The organism is Streptomyces sp. NPDC016459, from assembly GCF_040632845.1.
GTDB lineage: Bacteria > Actinomycetota > Actinomycetes > Streptomycetales > Streptomycetaceae > Streptomyces.
The window spans coordinates 291,299-311,904 of record NZ_JBEYCR010000007.1; the positions used below are offsets into that span (position 1 = coordinate 291,299).

The following is a 20,606-nucleotide window of genomic DNA, read 5'->3' on the forward strand; positions in this document are numbered from 1 at the left end:
AGGCGCTGCCGTCGGCGTTTCGGCCAACCGCACTACCCCGCACCCCCGTTGCCGGAAGCGGATCGATGCACTGCCCATACTCCGACACGCGCTGAATCTCCGGGTCCAGCCGAGGCCGAAAAACACCAGTTCGATATCTCGGCCTGGTCGTTGAGCTTCACGACGACGCCTCATCGACCGTCCAGGAGGACCCGCCGTTGACCTCGACGCCCATGAACGAGCAGCAGAAAACCCCACCGCCGCCTCCCCCGCCCGCGGAGATCACCTATGGCGGGCAGTACGCCATCAACCCGCTCGCCGAGGTCTCCTTCCGGCGCATGTGCGCGCAGATCCCCGCCGTCCTGGGCCGGATCGCGCGGCTGTCGTGGCGGATCGACCGGCGGGCCGTGCATCTGCTCGTCGGCTGCCAACTGGTCACGGGCGGCTCGGCCGCCGTGCTGTTGACCGCCACGGCCCGCGCCATGGAGCCCGTCCTCGGCGGCGGCGCCGCCGGGGACCGGCTGCGTGGCGCACTGCCGGCGCTGCTGGTGGTGGCGCTCGCCGCCGCGCTGGCTCGTACGGCGGGGGCGGCTGCCTCGTACGCGGAGCGGCGGATCACGCCGCGGCTGACGACGGAGACGGACTCGGCGCTGGTCGAGGCGGTGTGCCGGGTGGAGGCGGTGGCGTATGCGGAGGACGGGTTCTCGGACCGACGCGAGGCGGCCGAGATGGGGGTGGTGCGCACCACCGTGATGGTGACGGACGCGCAGCGCCTCGTGTCCGCGGTCATCCGTATGGTCACCGCCGGGGGTGTTCTGACGGTGTTGAACCCGCTGATGCTGCCGCTGCTCCTGCTCGCTGTACTCCCGGCCGGTGTCGGGGCTGTCCTGAGCGCGCGGGTCGACTACGAGATTCACTACGGCAACATCGCCGACCGCAACGTGCGCGGCATGATGCGCTGGTGGGCGACCGAGTCGAAGTACAGCGACGAGGTCCGCGCGAACTCGATGACCGACTACCTCATCTACTGGTACCGGGCCCTGTCCGACCGGTGCGACCGGCGCACCCTGGCCGCCGCGCCACGGACCCTGCGGATCGCCCTGCTGTCCGCGCTGGCCGGCGGCGTCTTCCTGATGGCGACGTGGGGCGCTCTGGCGTGGCTGGCCGTGTCCGGCCGGATCGACCTCGCGGTCGCTGCCACGGCGGTCATCGCCGTGCAGACCACGCTCGCCGCCCTCTCCCAGGTCGTCGTCAACGGCGCCGCCGTCTTCCACACAAGCCTGTATCTGGGCGACATGCAGAGCTTCCTCGACGACGCCGCCGCCCGCGCCCCCAAGCGTGGTCCCCACCGACTCACCGCACCGGTCGACGAGATCCGCCTGGACGAGGTCGTCTACCAGTACCCGGGCAAGGACAAACCCGCCGTCAACGGCGTCTCCCTGACCCTGCGGCGCGGCCAGATCCTCGCAATCGTGGGTGCGAACGGATCTGGGAAGAGCACCCTCACCCGTCTGCTGACCGGGATCTACCTGCCGGACAAAGGCACGGTCACGTGGAACGGCACCGACCTCGCGGGGGTGGTCCCCGCCACCGTGTGGGCGCACACCGGTCTGGTGCCGCAGATCTTCGCGCAGTGGCCGCTGCGCGTCCGCGAGAACGTCACCCTCGGCCAGCCCCGCACCCACGACGACGCCCCGGTGTGGGAGGCCATCGACGCGGTCGGTCTGCGCGACGCCGTCGAAGACCTCCCCGCGGGTCTCGACACCCTCCTCGCCCGGGACATCTTCGGCGGGACCGAACTCTCCGGCGGCGAGTGGCAGCGCACCGCATGCTCCAGGGGGCTGTACCGCCGGCCAGAACTGCTGATCCTCGACGAGCCCACCTCGCAGATGGATCCGCGCGGCGAACACCAGATCTTCGAGCAGATCAAGGCCGTCTCCTCCGACCGCATCACGATCGTGGTGACGCACCGCCTGGAGAACACCAAGATCGCCGATCACATCATCGTGATGGAGCACGGCCGGATCACCGAACAAGGCCGGTACGACGACCTCGCCCATGGCGGCGGAACCTTCGCCGAGCTGCTGGAACTGTCCCAGGACCGCTGATCGACCCCGTCACCGCTCGTCCTGCCCCGCGGCAGGACGAGCACCGTCCAGGAGAAGCCGTGCCCGCACGCGAGTGGCGGGCGGTGCACCAGCAGGCCGGTGTGCTGACCGCTCGTCTCCACGAGGCCGGCGAACTCGACCGCGCCGACCGGGAGCAGGCCGAGACGTCCCCGGTGGCCGCTGCCGACGGGGCGGAGAAGTACCTGGTTCGCGCCGGTGCCCTCCTCACGGTGGACGAGCAGCAGCTCATCCGCGAGCACGCGGCCCGGCTTCGCCGCGTCGGCCCCGTGCCCGTCGGCCACATCCATGGAGACAACCAGCCGCGGGGCCGGTGATGACGTGACGGGACAGCAGCATGACCGGCCAACGATTTTGGCGCGGCGGCGTCACCTTCGTAAGGGTGACCGTACGACTCCCCCGGAAGCGGGACGGCGGCCGTGGCACCTGCCCGGTCCCAGCAGCCACGAGAGCAGCGCCAGGGATGCCGTAACAAGCCAGCGGTGCCGCACCCGGGCAATCACCGAGCAGGCCGATCCGGGCACCCGGCCGGTCCGGGCAGTCATTACGGGCACCCGGCCGATCCGGGCACCCGGCCGGTCCGGGCGGCCGCCAGGGCCGTGCCCGACAGGTCCACTTCGGGCCTGGACGGCACGGCCCCGGCGTTCACGGGAGGGTGGGTGTCATCCGTCGGCTCGTCCCCACGTCGCCCCCGCCCCGAGGTGCCGGATCCGGCGGTGCCGGGGGCGTTCGGGGCGCTCGCGGGGCAGCAGGGCCACCGCCAGCAGCAGCGGCACGAGGACGAGCAGCGTGAAGGTCACGCTCCCTCCCCGGCGTACTCCTTTCCGAGGCGGGCGCGTCGGCGCGTGGTGGGTGGGGAGGCGCCCCAGGCGGCTGCGCGCAGCCGTTCCATCGCCGGGGTGACGCCCGTCAGCCGCAGTTTCCGGCCCCGGTCCGTCCAGTCCGTGAGGATCCGCAGGAGAGCGGAGTCCGCGAAGGTGACACGCGAGGTGTCGAGGACCAGACGGTGGTAGCCGTGGACGGGTGCGACGGCCAGCATCACCCGCAACGGCCCCGCGCTGTGGTGGTCGACCTCACCGTGGAGTTCGACCCGCAGGGTGTTCGCGTCGGAAGTGGTGCAGGAACGGACGCTTATGGCGCAGGGTGGGGAGTCCGCACCCTGCGCCAGCGGTCCGGCGCCCGACGGGGCGGAGGGGGTGGAAGGGGCGGTCAGTATCGGAAGGTTGCTTGCGGTACTCACACCGGGGCAACGGGACCGGGGCCGCGTACGGCACGCGACCTCACCCCGCTGGACCGCCGATGCGCACGTGCGGGGGAAACAAGTCACTCGTACGAGCCATGGCGCGTCCGTCGGGGAGCGCCGCAGGACCCCGGGGCGTCGTCCGGCACAGGCGCGGCGGGGCCCGTCGTCACGTGGTGTCACGTGACGACGGGCCCCGCCTCCCCTTGAGTGCCCGCTCCGGCTCCCGGGTCCCCGGCTCGCCCCTACTTGGGCATCAGGACGGTGTCGACGATGTACACGGTGGCGTTGGCCGTGGGGACGTTGCCGCAGACGACCTTCGAGGAGTCGTTGACGGTGTACGCCTCGCCCGAACCCGCCGTGGTGAGCATGCCCTTCTGCAGCGTCTCGAAGGAGCCGCTCTCCAGCTGCTTCGGCGTCAGCTTCTGGCCCACCACGTGGTAGGTGAGGATCTTCGTCAGCGTGGCCTTGTCGGCGAGGACCTTGTCCAGGTCGGCCTTCGGGATCTTGGCGAAGGCGTCGTTGGTGGGGGCGAACACCGTGATGTTCTGCGCGTTGTTGAGGGTGTCCACCAGGCCGGCCTGCTTGACGGCGGCCACCAGCGTGGACAGCGCAGGGTTGTTCGAGGCGGCCGTGGCGACGGGGTCCTTCGCCATGCCGTCGAAGGAGCCGGCGCCGTCCTTCGGCACCGAGGCGCAGGCCGGCCCGAACGGACCGTCGGCGGCCATGTCCGTCCCCGTCGAGGGCGCGTTCTCCTGGGCCGCGGGCGTCGAGGCCTCGGAACCGGCCTCGGCCTTGGTGTCCGAGCCGGAGTCCGAGCAGGCCGCCAGGGAGAAGGGCAGCGCTGCCGCGGCTGCCACGGCGACGGCGGCGCGGCGGAGGCGAAGAGCGTTCGTGAGGAGGAAACCCCTTGGATCGAGTGCGCGCGCACGAGCGCACGGCTACGAGTAACGGCACGACCACCCCCGGCCGGGAGTGCGGTGACTCGTCCGGACCTCCGGCGGGTAAGTCCCCGCCGTGGCCCTGTTGTCGTGGGTGTTTCGGAGCTCACGGCCTTTCGGATGGGTCTTTCACTCGTCCGAGTGAGATTCCAGCGGGTTCGACCGGATCCGAGGGCGATGTGAACGTGATCCGCGTGCGATTCGGGGTACCGAAGGCCGCGCGTTAGGGTGTGGGGTGCTTCCGCGAACCCTTCCCACCAGCGATTCTCTGGTGCACGCCACTCTCCGCACGCATGTGGAAGGGGGCCGGGAGTGGCCGCTCCTGGTGTGGGCTCCCGGGCCGGGGGTGCGCATGGTGTCGAGCGCCGTGCTCGGCGGAGGAATCGGCGCACGGGAGTGGGTGCTCAACGCCCAGGTCCCGCCCGGATACGACCGGCGGGACCCCGTGGCCCATCTGCGCGATCTGGCCTCGGAGGCGGGACTCGCGGGCCCCGGCGTGGGTCTGATGACGGCGGCGTCCGTCACGGACCGGCGTCACGCCGTGGACGGCGGCGCCCAGGCCGTCGTCACCGCCGGGATCGGGGTGCGGGGCTGGGCCGCCGCGCCGGGACGCGGCAGCGTCGCCGCCCCCCGCCCGGGGACGATCAACATCATCGTGTCGCTGCCCGTGGCCCTCACGGACGCCGCGCTCGTGAACGCGGTGGCCACCGCGACCGAGGCGAAGACCCAGGCCCTCGTCGAGCTCGGCGCCGACGCCTCCGGCACGCCCACGGACGCCGTCTGCGTGGCCGCGCTTTCGCGGGCCGGAAACGAAGCCGAACCGTTCGCCGGTCCGCGCTCCCTGTGGGGCGCTCGACTCGCCCGCGCGGTGCACCGGGCGACGAGGGAGGCCTGCGGGGGACTGCTCGCCGCCGAACGTTCCGGCACACCGGTCACCTGACCCGCCCGAAGCCTGGGACGTACGCGCGTACCCGCCCCCTGGAACTCGCATCGGTTGTGCGTCGTACGCTGGAGACATGTCCGACACGGAGCACGGGATCACCACCGGGGCGGTCGCCCGGCGCCTCGGGGTGTCACCGACCACGCTTCGCTCATGGGACCAGCGATACGGCATCGGTCCCGCCGCTCGCGTGGGCGGACGCCACCGGCGGTGGGCCCCGGGAGACATCGCCATGCTGGAGGAGATGTGCCGACTGACGGCCTCGGGCGTCCCTCCGGCCGAAGCGGCGCGGGCCGCCCGGTCCTCGCGCACGTACCCCGGCGCCCGCACCGAGACGCGGACCCGGTCGCAGGCCACGTACCCCGGCGGGTCCCGTCCGAACGGGCCGAACGGGCCGAACGGGCCGAACGCACCGAGCCCACCGAACATATCGAACCACCCCACCGACCCAAGCGACCCGAGCCGATCCAACGGGCCGAACGCACCGAGCCGACCGAACGGACCGACCAGCCCGACCGGGCCGGAGACATCTGCGCCCCCTCGCGCCGCCGCCCGCCAGCCGGGGTCGGGGAACGGGCTTCCCCTCGGCGATGTGCGTCTGGAGTGCCGCGGTCTGGCCCGCGCCGCCGTACGGCTCGACGGGCCCACTCTCGACACCCTGCTCCGTGACGTGGTGGCGGACCACGGCCTCGTCACCGCCTGGGAGGAGGTGATGGCCCCGACCCTGCACGCGGTGGGACGCAAGTGGGAGTCGTCCGGGGACCGTTACGTGGAGGTGGAGCACCTGCTGTCATGGCACGTGTCGACCGCGCTCCGGCAGATCGCGGCCCCCGGCCCCGTCTCCATGACCCCGGTCATCCTCGCCTGTGTCCCGGCCGAGCAGCACACCCTGCCGCTGGAGGCGCTGGCGGCCGGGCTTGCCGAACGCGGTCTGCCCAGCCGCATGTTCGGCGCGGCCGTCCCCGCCGAGGCGCTCGACGCTGCTGTACGGCGCACGGGTCCGGCCGCGGTCGTGCTCTGGTCGCAGGCCCGCTCGACCGCGAACCACGCCCTGGCCCAGCACGTCGCAGCGAGCTCCTTCGGCGTCAAGGGCGCGCGGACCCACCCCCTGGTGATGCTGGCCGGACCGGGCTGGGCCGGGCGCACCGTCCAGGCGGGCATGCTGCGTCCCGGCGGTCTGCGGGAGGCTCTCGACAGCCTGTCCCGGCTCTACGCGGAACGGCAGGCGGCGGCGACCGGGTGACCGGGCGTGCCCACGCGGACGGGCCCGGGCCCACTCCGTCACGACGAGGGATCCGCTATACCGGCCGGGTCGAGGTCAGGACGCCGATCTTGTCGATGCGGTGCTCGGGGTTGCCTTGGGCGTCCCGCCAGAAGTTGCCCGCGGCGTCGTCCTCCGGCGTCGCACAGGTGGAGAGCGTGATCATGGCCCGGGTGGGCTTCTCACCGGGCTCACCCGGCACCGCGGCGCGCTGCTCGGCGAGCGAGCGGGCCGAGCGGAAGGACGTGGTGCGGGTCTCGACGATCTCGTACGTGTAGACGGTGCCCTCAGCGGTGACGTGCACCCGGTCCCCCACCTCGACCGACGGCAGCTCGCGCAGGGGGCCGCCGGCCGACAACCGGTGGGCGGTCACCAGATAGTTGCCGACCTCACCCGGTCCCACGCCACCGCGCTCGCCGTGGGGACTGGCGGCCACACCGCGATCCTGGATGCGGGTGCCCGCCGGGTCGTCGGTCGTGCCCTCGTACGCCACGATGTCCAGGTCCTCGACACCGATCGACGGTATGGACACCTCGGCGTCGACGGGCCCTCGCGGTGTGGGAGCGGAGGACGTGGGTGCGGGGGCTGCGGGGAGCGCATCGGCGGTCGGGGCGGACGACGTGACCGAGGGGATGCCCGACGTCGAGCCGAGTGTTCCCGTGGGCGTCCGACCGTCACCCGTGCAGCCGACCAGCGCGGCGACGATCGCGACGACCCCGGCGAGGCGACCGGCCGGGGCCCACCGGGAGCCCCGGACTCCGGACAGGCCCTTCGTCACGTCCCCGACACGCTCGGCACCCATACCCCCAGGATGACCCACTCCCTGCGCTGCGTCACCCACAACGGCACGACGCACGGAGACGGGACGGGCTCGCGGCCCATTGCGGGGACGCCGGCCGGAACCGACGGTCCCGCCTCAGCCGTGGGAGAGCAGGGCCGCGGTGAGTTCTGCCGCGCGGCGGTGCCAGAGGTCCGCGCAGCGGAGCATGGCGTGGCCCCCGGTAGGCATGGGGATGCCGACGGCGTCGGCGCCCGCCGCCCGGGCCCGTCGGACGAAGTCCCAGGACTCACGGGCCGAGGTGACGCGGTCGGTCTCGTCGTGGAGGAGGTAGAGGCGTCGGCCGCCGAGGTGGTCCACCGGTTCGCCGGCGGGGCACCACGGTGCCAGGGCGACGACCCCGCGGACGGCGGGGTCGCCCGCGGCGCGCAGGGCCGCGCGGCCGCCCATGGAGTGGCCGATGAGGACGACCGGCACGGCCCCGGCCAGCTCCCTGAGGGCCGCAAGGGCGGTCTCCGCGTCCTTGGCGGCGTCGGCGCGCGGGCCGTTCCAGCCGCGATGGCGGTAGCGCACCTCACCGATCAGTACGTCCCGGCCCCGTACCGCGCGGGTCACCGCCGACGCGAACGGGCGCATCCGCAGCGCAGGGAGGTTGAGGGCGGGCGGCGGCTCGGGCCCGTCGGCGCGGCCGCCGTGGAGCAGCAGCACGGCCGCGGTGGGCGCGGCCGGCGCGCTGCGGACCATGAGGGTGTTCGGCGTGCTCGGGTCGGCTCGGCGCCGGGTACGGCAGGTCATCGGGTGGCCGTCCCGTTCCCGCGCCGCTGCGGTGGCCGGGGGAACAGCCCGCTCGTGCGGGCCGAGTGGGCCGCGTATCCGGGCCGGTTCGCCATGGGGGCCTCCAGGAGTCGTTTGCCGCTTCCCCGGATGAGCGGGGCGCTCATGACGAGGGGGGAGACGACCGTGAGGGGCGCAGTCTGCCAGGTCGCGCGGGCGGTGGCGTACCGACCCCGTCCGGACGGGGAAGCAGGGGACGCGGCGCCGGGGCGTCCGGTGGGGCTCCGCAGCCCTCGCGGCTCTACGCCGCGTCCAGGCTGCGGCGCATCCGCTGAAGTCCCCGGCGCGCGTGGCTCTTGACGGTTCCGAGGGGCATCCCGGTGCGGTCGGCGATCTGCACCTGTGTCAGGTCCGCGAAGAACGCGAGGGTCAGTACGTCACGCTGGACCCGGGGCAGGCGCGCCAGTTCGCGGGTGACCACGAGCCGGTCGAGGACGTGTTCGGGCCCCTCCCGCGTGTCAGGGGACGGCGTGAGGGCCGCGCCCGCGGCGGCGACGAGGTCCAGTCGCCGGGTCCTGGCGGTGAGGGCGTCCGCGATCTTCCGCCGGGTGATGCCGACGAGCCAGGCGGGCACGGGGCCGCGCTCCGGGTGGTACCCGGCCCTGCCGCGCCAGGCGGCGAGGAACACCTGCTGGGTGACGTCCTCGGCCTCGCGCGGGTCGCCGAGCGCACGGGCCGCGAGGGTGTGGACGAGCCGGGCCCAGCGCCGGTGGGCGAGGACGAGACAGCGCTCGTCGCCCCGGACGAGCCCCCGGCCGATCTCCTCGTTCGAGAGCCCGTCGGGCCGGACGGCGCCGACGGCGGGGCCGGCAGCCGCCGGATCCGAGGTCACAGCCGCGGTCGCGGTCAGGTTCGGGATCGAGGTCACGGTCGTTGTGGGGGGCGCGACCGGGGTCGCGGTCGCTGTCATGGTCGCGGTCATGGCGGTCCTCCTCCTCCCGGGGCTCCGTGCTCCCGGCTCCCTCAGCGTCCGGCCACAGGGGGAGGCGGCTCAACTCGCATCGTTTGTGCGTCGTATCGACCGTCGTGCGGGGATGCCCTCAGTCCCGGCCCCTGGCGCGCCGGAAGCGGTTCAGGCCGTCGGCGAGGTCGACGATCGGATCGGGGTAGTCGTACGCGGCCCGGTCCGAGCCCTTCAGCCGCCAGGGCTCGTGGATCAGGGGACCCGTCAGGGTCGCCAGTTCCGGCACCCAGCGCCGGACGTAGGCGCCCTGGGGGTCGTACCGCTTGCCCTGGAGTACGGGGTTCAGGACCCGCTGCGGTCGTGAGTCCGTGCCCGTACCCGCCACCCACTGCCAATTCAGCTGGTTGTTCGCGATGTCTCCGTCCACGAGGAGGGCGAGGAAGTGGCGGGCCCCCTCGCGCCAGTCGACGTAGAGCGTCTTGGTGAGGAAGGAGGCGGCGAGCAGTCGGCCCCGGTTGTGCATCCAGCCCTCGTGCGCGAGCTGCCGCATGGCCGCGTCGACGACGGGATAGCCGGTCCGGCCCTCCCGCCAGGCCGTCAGGTCCGCCTCGGCGTCGTCGCCCCGCCGCCACTGGTCGTGCCGGGGCCGGTAGTCCTCGGCGGCGGCCTCAGGTCGCGCGGCGAGCACCTGCTGGTGGAAGTCCCGCCAGCACAGCTGCCGTACGAACGCCTCGGCGCCGGCGCCGCCCCGGGCCCGCGCCCGGTGCACGGCCTCGGTCGCCGAAACCGCGCCGAAGTGGAGGTACGGGGAGAGCCGGGAGGTCGCGTCGCCCGCGAGGTCGTCGTGGATCTGCTCGTAGGTGTCGGCGTGCCGGGACAGCCAGGCCCCGAGCCTTCGGCGCCCCTCGGTCTCCCCGCCCGTGGCGAGGCCTTCGGAGACGCCGGCCACGGAGGCGCGTTCCGGCAGGGGCTCGGAACGCAACCCCGGAGGCACCACCACCTTCCGGGGGGCCGCGAGGGGTGTGCGGAGCGGTGTGGAGACCCAGCGCCTGAGGTACGGCGTGAACACGGCGAAGTGGTCGGAGCCCTGGGGAGTGACGTCGCCGGGCGGCACGACCGTGGTCACGGCGTCATGGACGTAGAGCCGGCGCCCGTCGGACTCCAGGGCCCGCCGCAGCCGCGCCTCCCTGGTGCGGGCGAAGGCGGAGTGGGAGGCCGCCATGTGGACCTCGTCGGCGTCGGCCTGCCGCACCGCACCGCACACCTCGGCCACGGTGTCGCCCGCGCGCACGACGAGCCGGCCGCCCCGCTCGCCGAGGCCCGCGTCGAGGTCCGCGAGGCAGTCGGCGAGGAAGGCGAGCCGGTTGGGCGCCGCGAAACCGGCCCGGTCGACGGCGGGGTCACGGACGAACAGCGGGACGACCTCGTGGGCCGCGTCCACGGCCGCGCGGAGCGGCGGATGGTCGTTGACACGGAGGTCGGAGGTGAAGAGGACGACGGAGACGGTCATGGGGCCCCTCCCGGAGGGGGTCGGTCGCCGGTCGGGCGGTGAGGCCGTACGCCCGGCGGGCTGCTGGGTGGATGTGCCGCCCCCCTTTCCCGTACCGCCGACTCACGGATGCGGCGGCGGGTCGGCTCCGGGAGACCGTCCCCCGGTGGGCCCGTCCCCGGGCGACTCCTCGGCACGGGGCCCGTCCTCGGGGCCCCGTCCCCCGGAGGGCCTTTCCCCCGCGGCCCGCCCCCCGGAAGACCCGTCCCCCGGAGGCCGTGCCCCAGAGACCCCGACCCGCGCGCCCCGTCCTCCCGGCGCCACCGCCCCGCCCTTCTCCGCCGTCCGTGCGATGTTCCTCGCCATGCCGCCGAACACGACCGCGTGGAACGGCGACACGCTCCACCAGTACGCCTGGCCCGCGAGCCCGCGCGGGTGGAAGAGGGCACGCTGGCGGTACCGGGTGCGCCCCTCCTCGTCACGCTCGACGCGCATCTCCAGCCAGGCGAGCCCGGGAAGCCGCATCTCGGCGCGGAGCCGCAGCAGGGTCCCCGGCTCGATCTCCTCGACCCGCCAGAAGTCGAGCGCGTCGCCGACCCGCAGCCGCTCGGCGTCACGGCGGCCCCGGCGCAGCCCAACGCCGCCGACGAGCCGGTCGAACCAGCCGCGCACGGCCCAGGCCAGCGGGAAGGAGTACCAGCCGTTCTCGCCGCCGATGCCCTCGATGACCCGCCACAGGGCCTGCTGCCCGGCGTCGACGGTCCGTTCCCGTTCGTCGGTGTAGAGGCTGCCGCCGGCCCAGTCGGGGTCGGTGGGCAGGGGGTCGCTGGGGGCTCCGGCGAGCGAGGCGGAACTCCACCGGGTGGTGACCCGGGCCTCCTGTACCCGCTGGAGGGCGAGCGCGAGGGCGTCGTCGAAGGAGACGGGGGTGCCGGGCGGGTCCGGCACGTGGTCGGCGATGTCGTGCTCGGCGCACACCACCTCGTACCGCAGCGACTCGGCGAGCGGGCGGGCGAGGGACGCGGGGACGGGCGTGACGAGTCCGATCCAGTGGCTGGACAGGCGCGGGGTGAGCATCGGGACGGGCAGGATGAGCCGTCGGCGCAGTCCGGCGACCTTCGCGTAGCGGATCATCATGTCGTGGTACGTGAGGATGTCCGGGCCGCCGATGTCGAAGCTGCGGTTGACGTCCTCGGGCATGCGGGCGCTGCCGACGAGGTACCGCAGGACGTCGCGGACGGCGATGGGCTGGACGCGGGTGCCGACCCAGCTCGGCGTCACCATCACGGGGAGTCGTTCGGTGAGGTAGCGGAGCATCTCGAAGGAGGCGGAGCCGGAGCCGATGACGACGGCGGCCCGCAGGACGGTCGTGGGCACGCCGGAGTCGAGCAGGATCCGGCCGACCTCGGCCCGGGAACGCAGGTGCGTGGAGAGGGCCTGTTCGGGTACGTCCGCCGGGGTGAGTCCGCCCAGGTAGACGATGCGCCGGACCCCGGCGGCGCGGGCCTCCTCGGCGAAGGTGCGGGCGGCGCGCCGGTCGGTCTCCTCGAAGCCGGCCCCGGATCCCATGGAGTGCACCAGGTAGTAGGCGACCTCGACGTCGCGGAACGCGTCCCGCAGCCCGGCGGCGTCGGTGACGTCTCCCCGTACCACCTCGACCCGGTCCGCCCAGGGGTGGTCGCGGAGGTTGGCCGGGGTGCGCGCGAGGCAGCGGACGCCGTATCCGGCGTCGAGCAGTTCGGGGACGAGCCGGCCGCCGATGTAGCCGCCCGCGCCGGTCACGAGGCAGAGCGTGCGGCCGGACGCGGCCCGGGGGTGCGTCGCCATGGTGTGTATTCCGTTCCGTCCGGGGCGTCTGCGTCCGGGGGCGTCACGACGCCAGGGAAAGCGGCGCCCCTGGTGATCCTTCCCCGTCCGCGGCTCGGGCGGATGCGTGGGAGCGATGTCTATAGGCTGAACGCGTGGCCCGCAACGAAGACCGAGACGCTCCCTCCGCCCCCGCAGGCCCCACGGGTGACCTGCAGAGCTTCGCCGTCGCGCTGCGGCGGACCCAGGGCGAGATCAACCGTTTGGTGCACGGGTTCGCGCAGGCGCAGGGGTTGCATCCCACGGACGTGCAGGCGCTGGCCGTCGTCCTGGACAGCCCCGAACCGCTGACGCCGGGGCGGCTGCGCGAGCACCTCGGGCTCACGTCGGGCGCGGTCACGGCGTGCCTCGACCGGCTCGAGAAGGCGGGGCACATCCGCAGGACCCGGGAGAGCGCTGACCGCCGTGTCGTCCATGTGCGGTACGAGGACGGGGCGAGGGCGGCGGCCAGGCGGTACTTCCTGCCGCTCGCGGAGGCGGCGGAGCGGGCGCGGGAGCAGTTCGACCCGGCCGAGCTCTCGGTGGCGCTGCGCTTCCTGAACACGCTCAACGAGGAGCTCGGGGCGCTGCACGTACCGCGCCGTTGAGGTGTCGTCCGCCCGACGCGCATCCGTCCTGCGGGCTGTGACCGAAGGGGTCGTCGAGAGTCGAGACACACGCATGATAGAAACTCTCTCAATCATTGAGATAGTTAATGATCGAGATACAGTACGGAGCCCCCGATGCCGCCCAGCGCCCTCCGCAGGACCCGCCTCCTGCTCCCCCTGACGCTCCTCATCGCCTGGCTCGCCGTGGGCGGCGGGCTCGGCCCGTTCGCCGGGCGCCTCGGCGAGGTCGCCACCAACGACCAGGCGGCCTTCCTGCCGCGCAGCGCCGAGTCCACCCGCGTCATCGAGGAGCAGAAGGCCTTCCGCCGGTCCGAGAGCGTGCCCGCGATCGTGGTGTGGACCGCACGGGACGGCGGGCCGCTCGCCGCCGATGCGACCGCCACCGCGACCCGGGCGCTCGCCTCACTCACCGGCGGTGAGGGCATCGCGGGCCCGCCCTCCCCCGCTCTGCCGTCCGAGGACGGCGAGGCGCTGCGCTCCGTCGTCGCCCTGAAGCCGGACCTCGGGGACGCTCTGCCGACCACGCTCGACACGATCCGGAAGGCGGCGGCCTCGGTCCCCGGGACGACCGTCCTCATCGCGGGTCCGGCCGCCACCCAGGCCGATCTCTCCGGCGCCTTCTCCGGGATCGACGGCCTGCTGCTCGGCGTCGCCCTCATCGCGGTGCTGCTGATCCTGCTGGTCGTCTACCGCAGCGTCCTGCTCCCCCTGATGATCATCCTGGGTGCGGTCTTCGCCCTCGGTCTCGCCTGCGCCATCGTGTACGTGCTCGCCGACGCCGGCGTCCTGAGGGTCGACGGCCAGGTGCAGGGCATCCTGTCCATCCTGGTGATCGGCGCCGCCACCGACTACGCGCTGCTCCTGGCCGCCCGCTACCGCGAGGAGCTCACGGTGCCCGGCGCGGACCGCTTCGCGGCGATGAACCGGGCCCTGCGCCGCTCCTTCGAACCGATCGTCGCCAGTGCCGCGACCGTCGCCCTGGGTCTGCTCGCCCTGTTCGTGAGCGACCTGTCCAACAACCGGGCGCTCGGCCCCGTCGGCGCGATCGGCATCGTCTGCGCGGTCCTCAGCGCCCTCACCTTCCTGCCGGCGGCCCTGGTCCTCACGGGCCGCGCCGCGTACTGGCCGGCCCGCCCGAAGACGGCCCCCCGGCGCGCCGGTAAGGACGCCGACGCCGGGACCGGGACCGACGCCGGGACCGACGCCGGCACCGGTGGCCACGCCGTCTGGCAGCGGATCGCCGCCCTCGTCGACCGCACCCCCCGCAAGGTCTGGGCGGTCACCCTGGCCGGCCTCCTGGCCTGCGCCGCGTTCGCTCCCGCCCTGAACTCCCGGGGCGTGCCCTTCGACGAGATCTTCGTCAACGACGCGCCCTCCGTCGCCGCGCAGGAGACCCTCGGCCGCCACTTCCCCGGTGGCGCCGGCAACCCCGCGGTGATCATCACCGACGCGGGGGCGGCCGCGAAGGTCGTCGCCGCCGCCGAGGCCGTCGAGGGCGTCGACTCGGCCTTCGCGGTGGACGCCTCGGGCCGCCCCGCGCCCGGCGCGCCCCTCGTGGTCGACGGCAGGGTCCGTGTCGACGCCACCCTCACGGACGCCGCCGACAGCGACGCGGCACGGGAGACGCTCGCCCGGCTCCGTACCGCCGTCCACGCCGTGCCGGAGGCGAATGCCCTGGTCGGCGGCTCCACCGCCCAGCAGTACGACACCCAGCGCACGGCCGCCCGGGACCGAACGCTCATCGTGCCGGTGGTCCTGGCGATCATCCTGGTGATCCTGGTGGCGCTGCTGCGCTCGCTGGTGCTGCCGCTGCTCCTCGTCGCCACCGTGGCCCTCAACTTCGCCGCCACGCTCGGCGTCTCGGCCCTCGTGTTCGAGCACGTCTTCGGCTTCACCGGAACGGACTCCTCCGTCCCGCTCTACGGCTTCGTCTTCCTCGTCGCGCTCGGTGTCGACTACAACATCTTCCTGATGTCCCGGGTCCGTGAGGAGTCGCTGCGCCACGGGGTGCGCGAGGGCGTCCGCATCGGTCTGACCGCCACCGGCGGCGTGATCACCTCGGCGGGCGTGGTCCTCGCCGCGACCTTCGCGGCGCTCGGTGTGATCCCGCTGGCCTTCCTCGTCCAGATCGCGTTCATCGTGGCCTTCGGCGTCCTCCTGGACACCCTGGTGGTCCGCTCGCTCCTCGTTCCGGCGCTCGTCCGGGACCTCGGGCCGGCGGCGTGGTGGCCCGGTGCCCTGAGCCGGCTCCCCCAGGATCGGGGTCGTACGGACCAATCCGTCGGCGCCGCCGCTCCGAAGTAGGCGCGCATCCCGGGACACGCAGGAGGACCCAAGGCGCGCGGACGGAGGTCCCGGCATCACTATGGAGCCCGAGGGCGGCTCGCCCCGCCCGACCTCGACACCGGTCGTCACGCCGGCCATGCCGAAGGCTTGAGTCACCGTCCGGACGGAATCGTGACGCGCTCGAAGTCCCATCCTGTGAACGGGACACAGCTCACAGCCGTACCTTCGGATGTCGACACACGAGTGCACCGGGGAAGAGCACCGGGAGAAGAAGGAGAGCACATGAGCGGAGTGGCACGACGGACGGTGGTCGCGGCGGCGGGCAGCGCGGGCCTGGCGGCGGCGCTGGCCGCCTGTGGGGGCGGCACGGACGACAAGAACACACCTTCGGAGGCCGCGGAAGGCACCGGGGGCGCCACCCTCGCCCGGACCGGGGACATCCCGGTGGGCGGCGGAAAGATCATCGCCGGCAAGGGGCTGGTGATCACCCAGCCGAAGGCCGGCGAGTTCAAGGCCTTCTCCTCCAAGTGCACCCACGCGGGCTGCGCGGTGACCAGCGTCAAGGACGGGGTCATCGTCTGCCCGTGCCACCAGAGTCATTTCGACATGTCGGACGGCAGTGTGAAGTCCGGCCCGGCGCCCGCGCCGCTGCCGCCGGAGCCGATCCAGGTGGTGGGCGACGAGATCAGCTTCGGCTGACGGCCCCGGGCCTCCCCGGCAGGACCGGTCGGCCCGACGGAACGGCGCGGCTCGCAAGGCCCGGTCGGCCCGGCGGGCCCGGTCGGCCCGGTCGCCCCGGCGGGCCCGGCACTCCCGGCTCACCGTCCGTGACGTGGATCGGTGGGGGATGCGTACCGCCGTACTGCCGCTGTACTGCTGGACGGGCAGCCCGGCGGCGGCCCGGAACAGCCGGGCGTTGCTGTTGGCGCCCCGCCCGTCGGGGCGCCGCTCGGCGACGGCGTGGATCACCTGGACGTCCGTCTCGTGCGCGGCGGCCACGAGCCGGGCGACGTTCCGCAGGGCACCCGACGCGCGGGCGACGGCGGTGAGTTCGGTTGTGCACTGTCCGGGCCCACGACTCCCCGCCGGCACTCGACGGTGAGCACCACGGCCCCGCCGTCCGGCCGGATCCGCTCCCCGAGCCGTTCCTTCGGTCCTGCGCCCGACCGTGAACCTGCCACTGGACCTTCCCCACGGTCTCACCCCCTTGCACCGGCGCGGCGGGAGTCCCATGCTTCCTGACGTCTCATCAGCAATCCAGAAGGGTGCGGACGATGCCCGCCACACAGCGCCGTGGACGCCGGATCATGATGACCCCGGCCGAGCTCGACTCCTTCCTCGCCGAGCAGCGCACCTGCCGGGTCGCGACCGTCTCCGCCGACGGCCGCCCGCATGTGAGCGCGCTTTGGTTCGCCTGGGACGGCTCGTCGTTGTGGCTGTACTCGCTGACGCGCAGCCGCCGCTGGGCCGAGCTGCGCTCCGACCCGAGGGTCGCCGTCGTGGTGGACGACGGCGAGGAGTACGGCGAACTGCGCGGCGCCGAACTGTCGGGCACGGTCACCTTCGTCGGCGAGGCCCCGCGTACCGGTGAGCCGTGCCCCGAACTCGTCGTGCCCGAGCAGCTGTTCGCCGCCAAGAACTTCGGCCTGGACACGATGCCGCACGACGGCCGGCACGCCTGGATGCGTCTGACCCCGGACGCCGTCGCCTCCTGGGACTTCCGCAAACTCACCGCGTCGCCCTGACGGCCGCCGGCCCGACCGAGGGACGCACGGGTACGGACCTCGGCTCGCCGACGGCGCGGCGACCGCCCGCACGACGGGGCACGCGCGGTACGGACCGCGGCCGGCCGACGGCGCGGCCGCCTCCCGCCACCGACCGTCGAGGTACGCCCGGACCCGGCCTCAGCTCGCCAACGGCTCGGCCGCCGACCGCAGCGCCGCGACGACCGCGCGCACGGAGGGCCGACGGCCCGCGTCGGCGCGCCAGGTGGCGTAGATGTGGCGCCGTACCGGCTGGCGTACGGGCACGAACACGACCCCGTCCGGCACCGGGCGGCCGAGCCGGGGCGTCACGCACACCCCGAGCCCGGCCGCGACGAGCGCCAGCTGCGTGTGGTGCTCCCCCGCGAGGTGTCCGATGCGCGGCTCGATGCCCTGCGAGCGCAGGGTGAACATCAGCCAGTCGTGGCAGAACTCGCCCTCCGGCCAGGACACCCACTCCTCGTCGGCGAAGTCCACCAGGTCCACCGCCTCCCGCCCGGCCAGCCGGTGTCCGGCGGGCAGGGCCACATCGGCCGTGTCGTCGAGGAGGTGGGCCCGCTCGAGCCCGCCGGGCACCGGCGCGCGCTTGTTGCTCCACTCAAGGACGAGCGCCAGGTCCGCGTCGCCGCGCAGGACCGCGCGCACGCCCTGCTCGGGCTCCAGCTCCGTCGTCCGCACACGAAGTTCGGGGTGCCCGTCGCGCAGGGCCCCGAGCGCGGCCGGGAAGAGCCCCCGGGCCGCCGTGGGGAAGGCGGCGGCCCGCACCTCGCCCACCACCTGCCCGCGCTGGGCCTCGATGTCGGCCTGGGCCAGCTGGACCTGGGAGAGGATCCGGGCCGCGTGCTCGGCGAGCAGCAGCCCGGCGTCGGTCAGCCGCACGCCCCGGCCGTTCTTGGCGAGCAGCCGCTGACCCACCTCCCGCTCCAGCTTGGAGAGCTGCTGGGAGACGGCGGACGTGGTGACGTGCAGCCCGTCGGCCGCGCCGCTGACCGAACCGTGCCGGGCGACGGCGTCGAGGGTACGGAGGCGCTCCAGGTTCAACATGTAAGCAATCCTAAGGGAAGGGGTCGAGCAAATCTCGCTTGTCCTACGAGATCGCGGCCCTCACCCTGAGTGCATGAGCCCCGCAGCCCCGACCTCCGCGCCCCCCGCCCTCAGCTCACCCCTCAGCTCACCTCCCAGCTCACGCCTGCTCGACTGGCGCGTCCGCTTCGGCGTACTGGCCTTGATCTGGGGCTTCAGCTTCCTGCTCATCAAGGTCGGCACGGAGGGCTTCGCACCGTTCCAGGTCACCTTCGGGCGGCTCCTGTTCGGTACGGCGGTGCTCGCGGTGGCCCTGGTGGTGAAGCGCGACCGGTTGCCGCGCGGCGCACGCGTCTGGGGTCATCTGACGGTGGCGGCCTTCCTCCTCAACGCGCTGCCGTTCTCCCTCTTCGCGTACGCGGAGCTGACGATCCCGTCGACCCTGGCCGGCATCTGCAACGCGACGACTCCGCTGTGGGGCATGCTGCTCTCCCTCGTCGCACTCTCCGAGGACCGCCCGACCCGGGTCCGCGCCGCAGGCCTGGGCATCGGCTTCGTGGGAGTGCTCACGGTCCTCGGCGCCTGGCAGGGCTTCTCCGGCCTCGACGTGACGGGCACCTCGCTGGCCCTCCTCGCGTCCTTCAGCTACGCGGTCGGCTGGATCTACGTCCGCAGGACGCTCACCGGCACCGGCGCGTCGAACCTCTCCCTCGCCGGTTCCCAGGTAGGCCTCGCGACGCTGCAACTGGCGGTCGTGACACCACTGTTCACCTCGATGCCGGAGTCGGTGGAACTCGTCCCGCTGCTCGCCGTGATCGCACTCGGCGCGCTGGGCACGGGGTACGCGATGCTGCTCCAGTACAACGTGGTCGCGGAGGTCGGCCCGACGACGGCCGCGATGGTCACGTACTTCATCCCGGTCATCGCGACGGCGGCGGGTGTGGCCGTCCTGAACGAGCAACTCACCTGGAACACCCCGGTCGGCGCCCTCGTCGTCCTGGCGGGCGCGGCCCTCACCCAGACCCGCACCTCCCACCGCCGCCCCACACCCCCGCCGACCACGACCCCCCTCGACACCCGCCAACCAGCGACCCGCCCCTGACCCGAAAGCCCTACGGGCCGGCCGTACCCGGGGGGCACCCCCGCCCTCACCCACCCCCACGCTCACCCATACGCCCGTGCCACCCCGCCCTCACCCATACGCCGTGCCACCCCGCCCTCACCCATACGCCCGTGCCACCCGCACCCCCACCGCCCCCGCCACCACATCCGCCAAACCCTCCAGCTCCCCCACCGCAAGCCCCGACACCGTCACCCGCACAGCCGCCCCCGCCTCCATCCGGAACCGCGCCCCCGGTGCCACCGCCCACCCCGCCGCGAGCAGCCGCGCCACCGCCCCCGTCTCGTCGGCGACCGGGACCCACACGTTCATGCCGCCGCGCCCGTGCGCCTCCACCCCCCGTCGCGCCAGTGCCCGCACGAGCCCGTCGCGCCGCTTCCCGTAGGAGCGTGCGACGACCGTGGGATCCACCGCCTCCGTGGCCCAGAGGTACGCGACCGTCCCCTGAAGCAGGCGGCTGACCCAGCCGGGGCCGAGGCGCTGCCGCCCCAGGACCCGGTCGACGGTCTGGGCGTCGCCGGTGAAGGCGGCGATCCGCAGGTCGGGCCCGTAGGCCTTGGCGACGGAACGGACCAGCACCCAGGGGCCGTCGCCCCCGGCGAGCGGGTGGAGCGGCTGCGCGACGATGCCGTGCCCGTGGTCGTCCTCGACGAGCAGGACACCCGGGTGCCCGGCGAGCACCCGCCGCAGTTCCCGCGCCCGCTCCTCCGTGACGCACGCCCCGGTGGGGTTCTGTGCCCGGTCGGTCACGATCACCGCCCGCGCCCCGTCGCGCCGGATCGCCCGCTCGACCTCGTGCGGCAGGGGGCCTTCGTCGTCTACGGCCATCGGCACGGGGCGCAGCCCGAGCGCGGGCACCAAGTCGAGGAGGCTGCCCCAGCCCGGGTCCTCGACGGCGACGGCGTCCCCGGGCCTGAGGTGGACGGCGAGCACGCGCTCGATGGCGTCGAGGGAGCCCGAGGCGACGCCCACAGGCCCGTCCGGCACCCCGTCCGCGTCGAAGGCGGCGCGTGCGAGCCGCCCGAACTCCTCGTCGACGGGGGCCTCTCCGTACATGCCGGGCCGCACGGCGTACCGCCGGGCGACCTCGGCGAAGGCCTCACCGAGAGGGGGCAGCAGAGCGGGGTCGGGGCTGCCGTCGCTCACGTCGCGGACACCCTCGGGCGCCTCGACCCGGATCGAGCCGCGCGCGGTCGTGGCGGGGCGCGGCCGCACCCGACTGCCTCGACGCCCGTCGGTCTCGATGACCCCACGCTCCCGAAGGGTGCGGTAGGCGGCGGCGACGGTGTTCGGGTTCACACCGAGCGTGACGGCCAACTCCCGCATGGGCGGCAGATGTTGACCTGGCTGCAAGGCCCCGGCACCGACCCCTGCCTCCACACTGGCGGCGATGTCCGAGGCGCGACGACCTTCGATCCGATATTCTCCTAGCACAAACACAAGTATGC

At 73.7% G+C, this 20,606-nt stretch carries 19 protein-coding genes and 1 pseudogene; 9 read left to right on the plus strand and 11 right to left on the minus strand.

All coding sequences use genetic code 11. The annotated features are described in order from the left end of the window. The first annotated feature begins 212 nt into the window (after positions 1–212). A complete protein-coding gene (locus ABZ567_RS19935) occupies positions 213–2,087 on the plus strand; it encodes an ABC transporter ATP-binding protein (RefSeq protein WP_360791575.1) in 1,875 nt (624 codons plus the stop codon). Between the two features lie 59 nt (positions 2,088–2,146). Then, the gene (locus ABZ567_RS19940; RefSeq protein WP_360791578.1) at positions 2,147–2,422 is read left to right on the plus strand and encodes a hypothetical protein; all 276 of its coding nucleotides are present in this window, start codon (positions 2,147–2,149) and stop codon (positions 2,420–2,422) included. A 345-nt stretch (positions 2,423–2,767) separates the two neighbouring features. Here ABZ567_RS19940 and ABZ567_RS19945 read toward each other — a convergent pair whose 3' ends face one another. The 3 genes from ABZ567_RS19945 to ABZ567_RS19955 all read right to left on the minus strand — a co-directional run bounded on the left by ABZ567_RS19945 (position 2,768) and on the right by ABZ567_RS19955 (position 4,205). Further along, positions 2,768–2,905 carry a hypothetical protein gene (locus ABZ567_RS19945; protein WP_360791581.1) on the minus strand — a complete coding sequence of 46 codons (138 nt, stop codon included), beginning with the start codon at positions 2,903–2,905 and terminating at the stop codon, positions 2,768–2,770. After that, positions 2,902–3,345: an STAS domain-containing protein gene (locus tag ABZ567_RS19950; RefSeq protein ID WP_360791584.1), complete on the minus strand. Its 444-nt coding sequence runs from the start codon at positions 3,343–3,345 to the stop codon at positions 2,902–2,904. Before ABZ567_RS19950 ends, ABZ567_RS19945 begins: the two co-directional genes overlap by 4 nt. 245 nt (positions 3,346–3,590) lie before the next feature. Beyond that, the gene (locus tag ABZ567_RS19955) at positions 3,591–4,205 is read right to left on the minus strand and encodes a fasciclin domain-containing protein (protein WP_360791586.1); all 615 of its coding nucleotides are present in this window, start codon (positions 4,203–4,205) and stop codon (positions 3,591–3,593) included. Positions 4,206–4,554: 349 nt separating this feature from the next. Between ABZ567_RS19955 and ABZ567_RS19960 the strand changes: the two genes are divergently transcribed. Both ABZ567_RS19960 and ABZ567_RS19965 read left to right on the plus strand, forming a co-directional pair. After that, positions 4,555–5,226: an adenosylcobinamide amidohydrolase gene (locus tag ABZ567_RS19960; RefSeq protein ID WP_360791721.1), complete on the plus strand. Its 672-nt coding sequence runs from the start codon at positions 4,555–4,557 to the stop codon at positions 5,224–5,226. A gap of 76 nt (positions 5,227–5,302) precedes the next feature. Next, positions 5,303–6,469 carry a MerR family transcriptional regulator gene (locus tag ABZ567_RS19965; RefSeq protein ID WP_360791589.1) on the plus strand — a complete coding sequence of 389 codons (1,167 nt, stop codon included), beginning with the start codon at positions 5,303–5,305 and terminating at the stop codon, positions 6,467–6,469. A gap of 55 nt (positions 6,470–6,524) precedes the next feature. On the opposite strand, the gene ABZ567_RS19970 is transcribed toward ABZ567_RS19965, so the two are convergent. From ABZ567_RS19970 to ABZ567_RS19990, 5 genes are all read right to left on the minus strand, one after another. Beyond that, positions 6,525–7,289, minus strand: coding sequence for a class E sortase (locus ABZ567_RS19970; protein ID WP_360791592.1), 765 nt, complete (start codon positions 7,287–7,289; stop codon positions 6,525–6,527). A 114-nt stretch (positions 7,290–7,403) separates the two neighbouring features. After that, on the minus strand, positions 7,404–8,060 hold the full coding sequence (locus ABZ567_RS19975; RefSeq protein ID WP_360791595.1) for an alpha/beta fold hydrolase: 657 nt from the start codon (positions 8,058–8,060) through the stop codon (positions 7,404–7,406). A gap of 280 nt (positions 8,061–8,340) precedes the next feature. Next, the gene (locus ABZ567_RS19980) at positions 8,341–9,021 is read right to left on the minus strand and encodes a sigma-70 family RNA polymerase sigma factor (protein WP_360791598.1); all 681 of its coding nucleotides are present in this window, start codon (positions 9,019–9,021) and stop codon (positions 8,341–8,343) included. A gap of 118 nt (positions 9,022–9,139) precedes the next feature. Then, positions 9,140–10,513, minus strand: a complete 1,374-nt coding sequence (locus tag ABZ567_RS19985; protein WP_360791601.1) for a deoxyribodipyrimidine photo-lyase — start codon at positions 10,511–10,513, stop codon at positions 9,140–9,142. 102 nt (positions 10,514–10,615) lie between these two features. Further along, positions 10,616–12,319, minus strand: a complete 1,704-nt coding sequence (locus ABZ567_RS19990) for an SDR family oxidoreductase (RefSeq protein ID WP_360791603.1) — start codon at positions 12,317–12,319, stop codon at positions 10,616–10,618. A 134-nt stretch (positions 12,320–12,453) separates the two neighbouring features. Between ABZ567_RS19990 and ABZ567_RS19995 the strand changes: the two genes are divergently transcribed. The 3 genes from ABZ567_RS19995 (at position 12,454) to ABZ567_RS20005 (ending at position 15,951) form a co-directional block, all read left to right on the plus strand. Continuing rightward, a complete protein-coding gene (locus ABZ567_RS19995) occupies positions 12,454–12,945 on the plus strand; it encodes a MarR family winged helix-turn-helix transcriptional regulator (RefSeq protein ID WP_360791605.1) in 492 nt (163 codons plus the stop codon). 135 nt (positions 12,946–13,080) lie between these two features. Further along, entirely contained in the window at positions 13,081–15,270 is a 2,190-nt protein-coding gene (locus tag ABZ567_RS20000) for an MMPL family transporter (protein WP_360791607.1), read from the plus strand. A gap of 264 nt (positions 15,271–15,534) precedes the next feature. After that, positions 15,535–15,951, plus strand: coding sequence for a Rieske (2Fe-2S) protein (locus ABZ567_RS20005; RefSeq protein WP_360791610.1), 417 nt, complete (start codon positions 15,535–15,537; stop codon positions 15,949–15,951). 147 nt (positions 15,952–16,098) lie between these two features. On the opposite strand, the pseudogene ABZ567_RS20010 reads toward ABZ567_RS20005, so the two are convergent. Further along, a pseudogene (locus tag ABZ567_RS20010) lies at positions 16,099–16,382 on the minus strand (cysteine hydrolase); the annotation flags it as partial. A gap of 144 nt (positions 16,383–16,526) precedes the next feature. Here ABZ567_RS20010 and ABZ567_RS20015 point away from each other — a divergent pair. Next, positions 16,527–16,997, plus strand: coding sequence for a pyridoxamine 5'-phosphate oxidase family protein (locus ABZ567_RS20015; protein ID WP_360791613.1), 471 nt, complete (start codon positions 16,527–16,529; stop codon positions 16,995–16,997). Positions 16,998–17,156: 159 nt separating this feature from the next. On the opposite strand, the gene ABZ567_RS20020 is transcribed toward ABZ567_RS20015, so the two are convergent. Beyond that, the gene (locus ABZ567_RS20020; protein WP_360791616.1) at positions 17,157–18,059 is read right to left on the minus strand and encodes a LysR family transcriptional regulator; all 903 of its coding nucleotides are present in this window, start codon (positions 18,057–18,059) and stop codon (positions 17,157–17,159) included. Between the two features lie 73 nt (positions 18,060–18,132). On the opposite strand from ABZ567_RS20020, the gene ABZ567_RS20025 reads away from it, so the two are divergent. Further along, complete coding sequence (locus tag ABZ567_RS20025) at positions 18,133–19,140, plus strand: DMT family transporter (RefSeq protein WP_360791618.1); 1,008 nt, start codon at positions 18,133–18,135, stop codon at positions 19,138–19,140. A gap of 117 nt (positions 19,141–19,257) precedes the next feature. Here ABZ567_RS20025 and ABZ567_RS20030 read toward each other — a convergent pair whose 3' ends face one another. Further along, complete coding sequence (locus ABZ567_RS20030) at positions 19,258–20,592, minus strand: aminotransferase class I/II-fold pyridoxal phosphate-dependent enzyme (protein WP_360791621.1); 1,335 nt, start codon at positions 20,590–20,592, stop codon at positions 19,258–19,260. Between the last annotated feature and the right edge of the window lie 14 nt (positions 20,593–20,606).

Coding starts and splice junctions, on each gene's coding strand:
- ABZ567_RS20005 (WP_360791610.1), top strand. CDS start 15,535: ATGAGCGGAGTGGCACGACGGACGGTGGTCGCGGCGGCGGGCAGCGCG.
- ABZ567_RS19965 (WP_360791589.1), top strand. CDS start 5,303: ATGTCCGACACGGAGCACGGGATCACCACCGGGGCGGTCGCCCGGCGC.
- ABZ567_RS20020 (WP_360791616.1), bottom strand. CDS start 18,059: ATGTTGAACCTGGAGCGCCTCCGTACCCTCGACGCCGTCGCCCGGCAC.
- ABZ567_RS19975 (WP_360791595.1), bottom strand. CDS start 8,060: ATGACCTGCCGTACCCGGCGCCGAGCCGACCCGAGCACGCCGAACACC.
- ABZ567_RS20015 (WP_360791613.1), top strand. CDS start 16,527: ATGCCCGCCACACAGCGCCGTGGACGCCGGATCATGATGACCCCGGCC.
- ABZ567_RS19980 (WP_360791598.1), bottom strand. CDS start 9,021: ATGACCGCGACCATGACAGCGACCGCGACCCCGGTCGCGCCCCCCACA.
- ABZ567_RS19985 (WP_360791601.1), bottom strand. CDS start 10,513: ATGACCGTCTCCGTCGTCCTCTTCACCTCCGACCTCCGTGTCAACGAC.
- ABZ567_RS20000 (WP_360791607.1), top strand. CDS start 13,081: ATGCCGCCCAGCGCCCTCCGCAGGACCCGCCTCCTGCTCCCCCTGACG.
- ABZ567_RS19970 (WP_360791592.1), bottom strand. CDS start 7,289: ATGGGTGCCGAGCGTGTCGGGGACGTGACGAAGGGCCTGTCCGGAGTC.
- ABZ567_RS19990 (WP_360791603.1), bottom strand. CDS start 12,319: ATGGCGACGCACCCCCGGGCCGCGTCCGGCCGCACGCTCTGCCTCGTG.
- ABZ567_RS20025 (WP_360791618.1), top strand. CDS start 18,133: ATGAGCCCCGCAGCCCCGACCTCCGCGCCCCCCGCCCTCAGCTCACCC.
- ABZ567_RS19935 (WP_360791575.1), top strand. CDS start 213: ATGAACGAGCAGCAGAAAACCCCACCGCCGCCTCCCCCGCCCGCGGAG.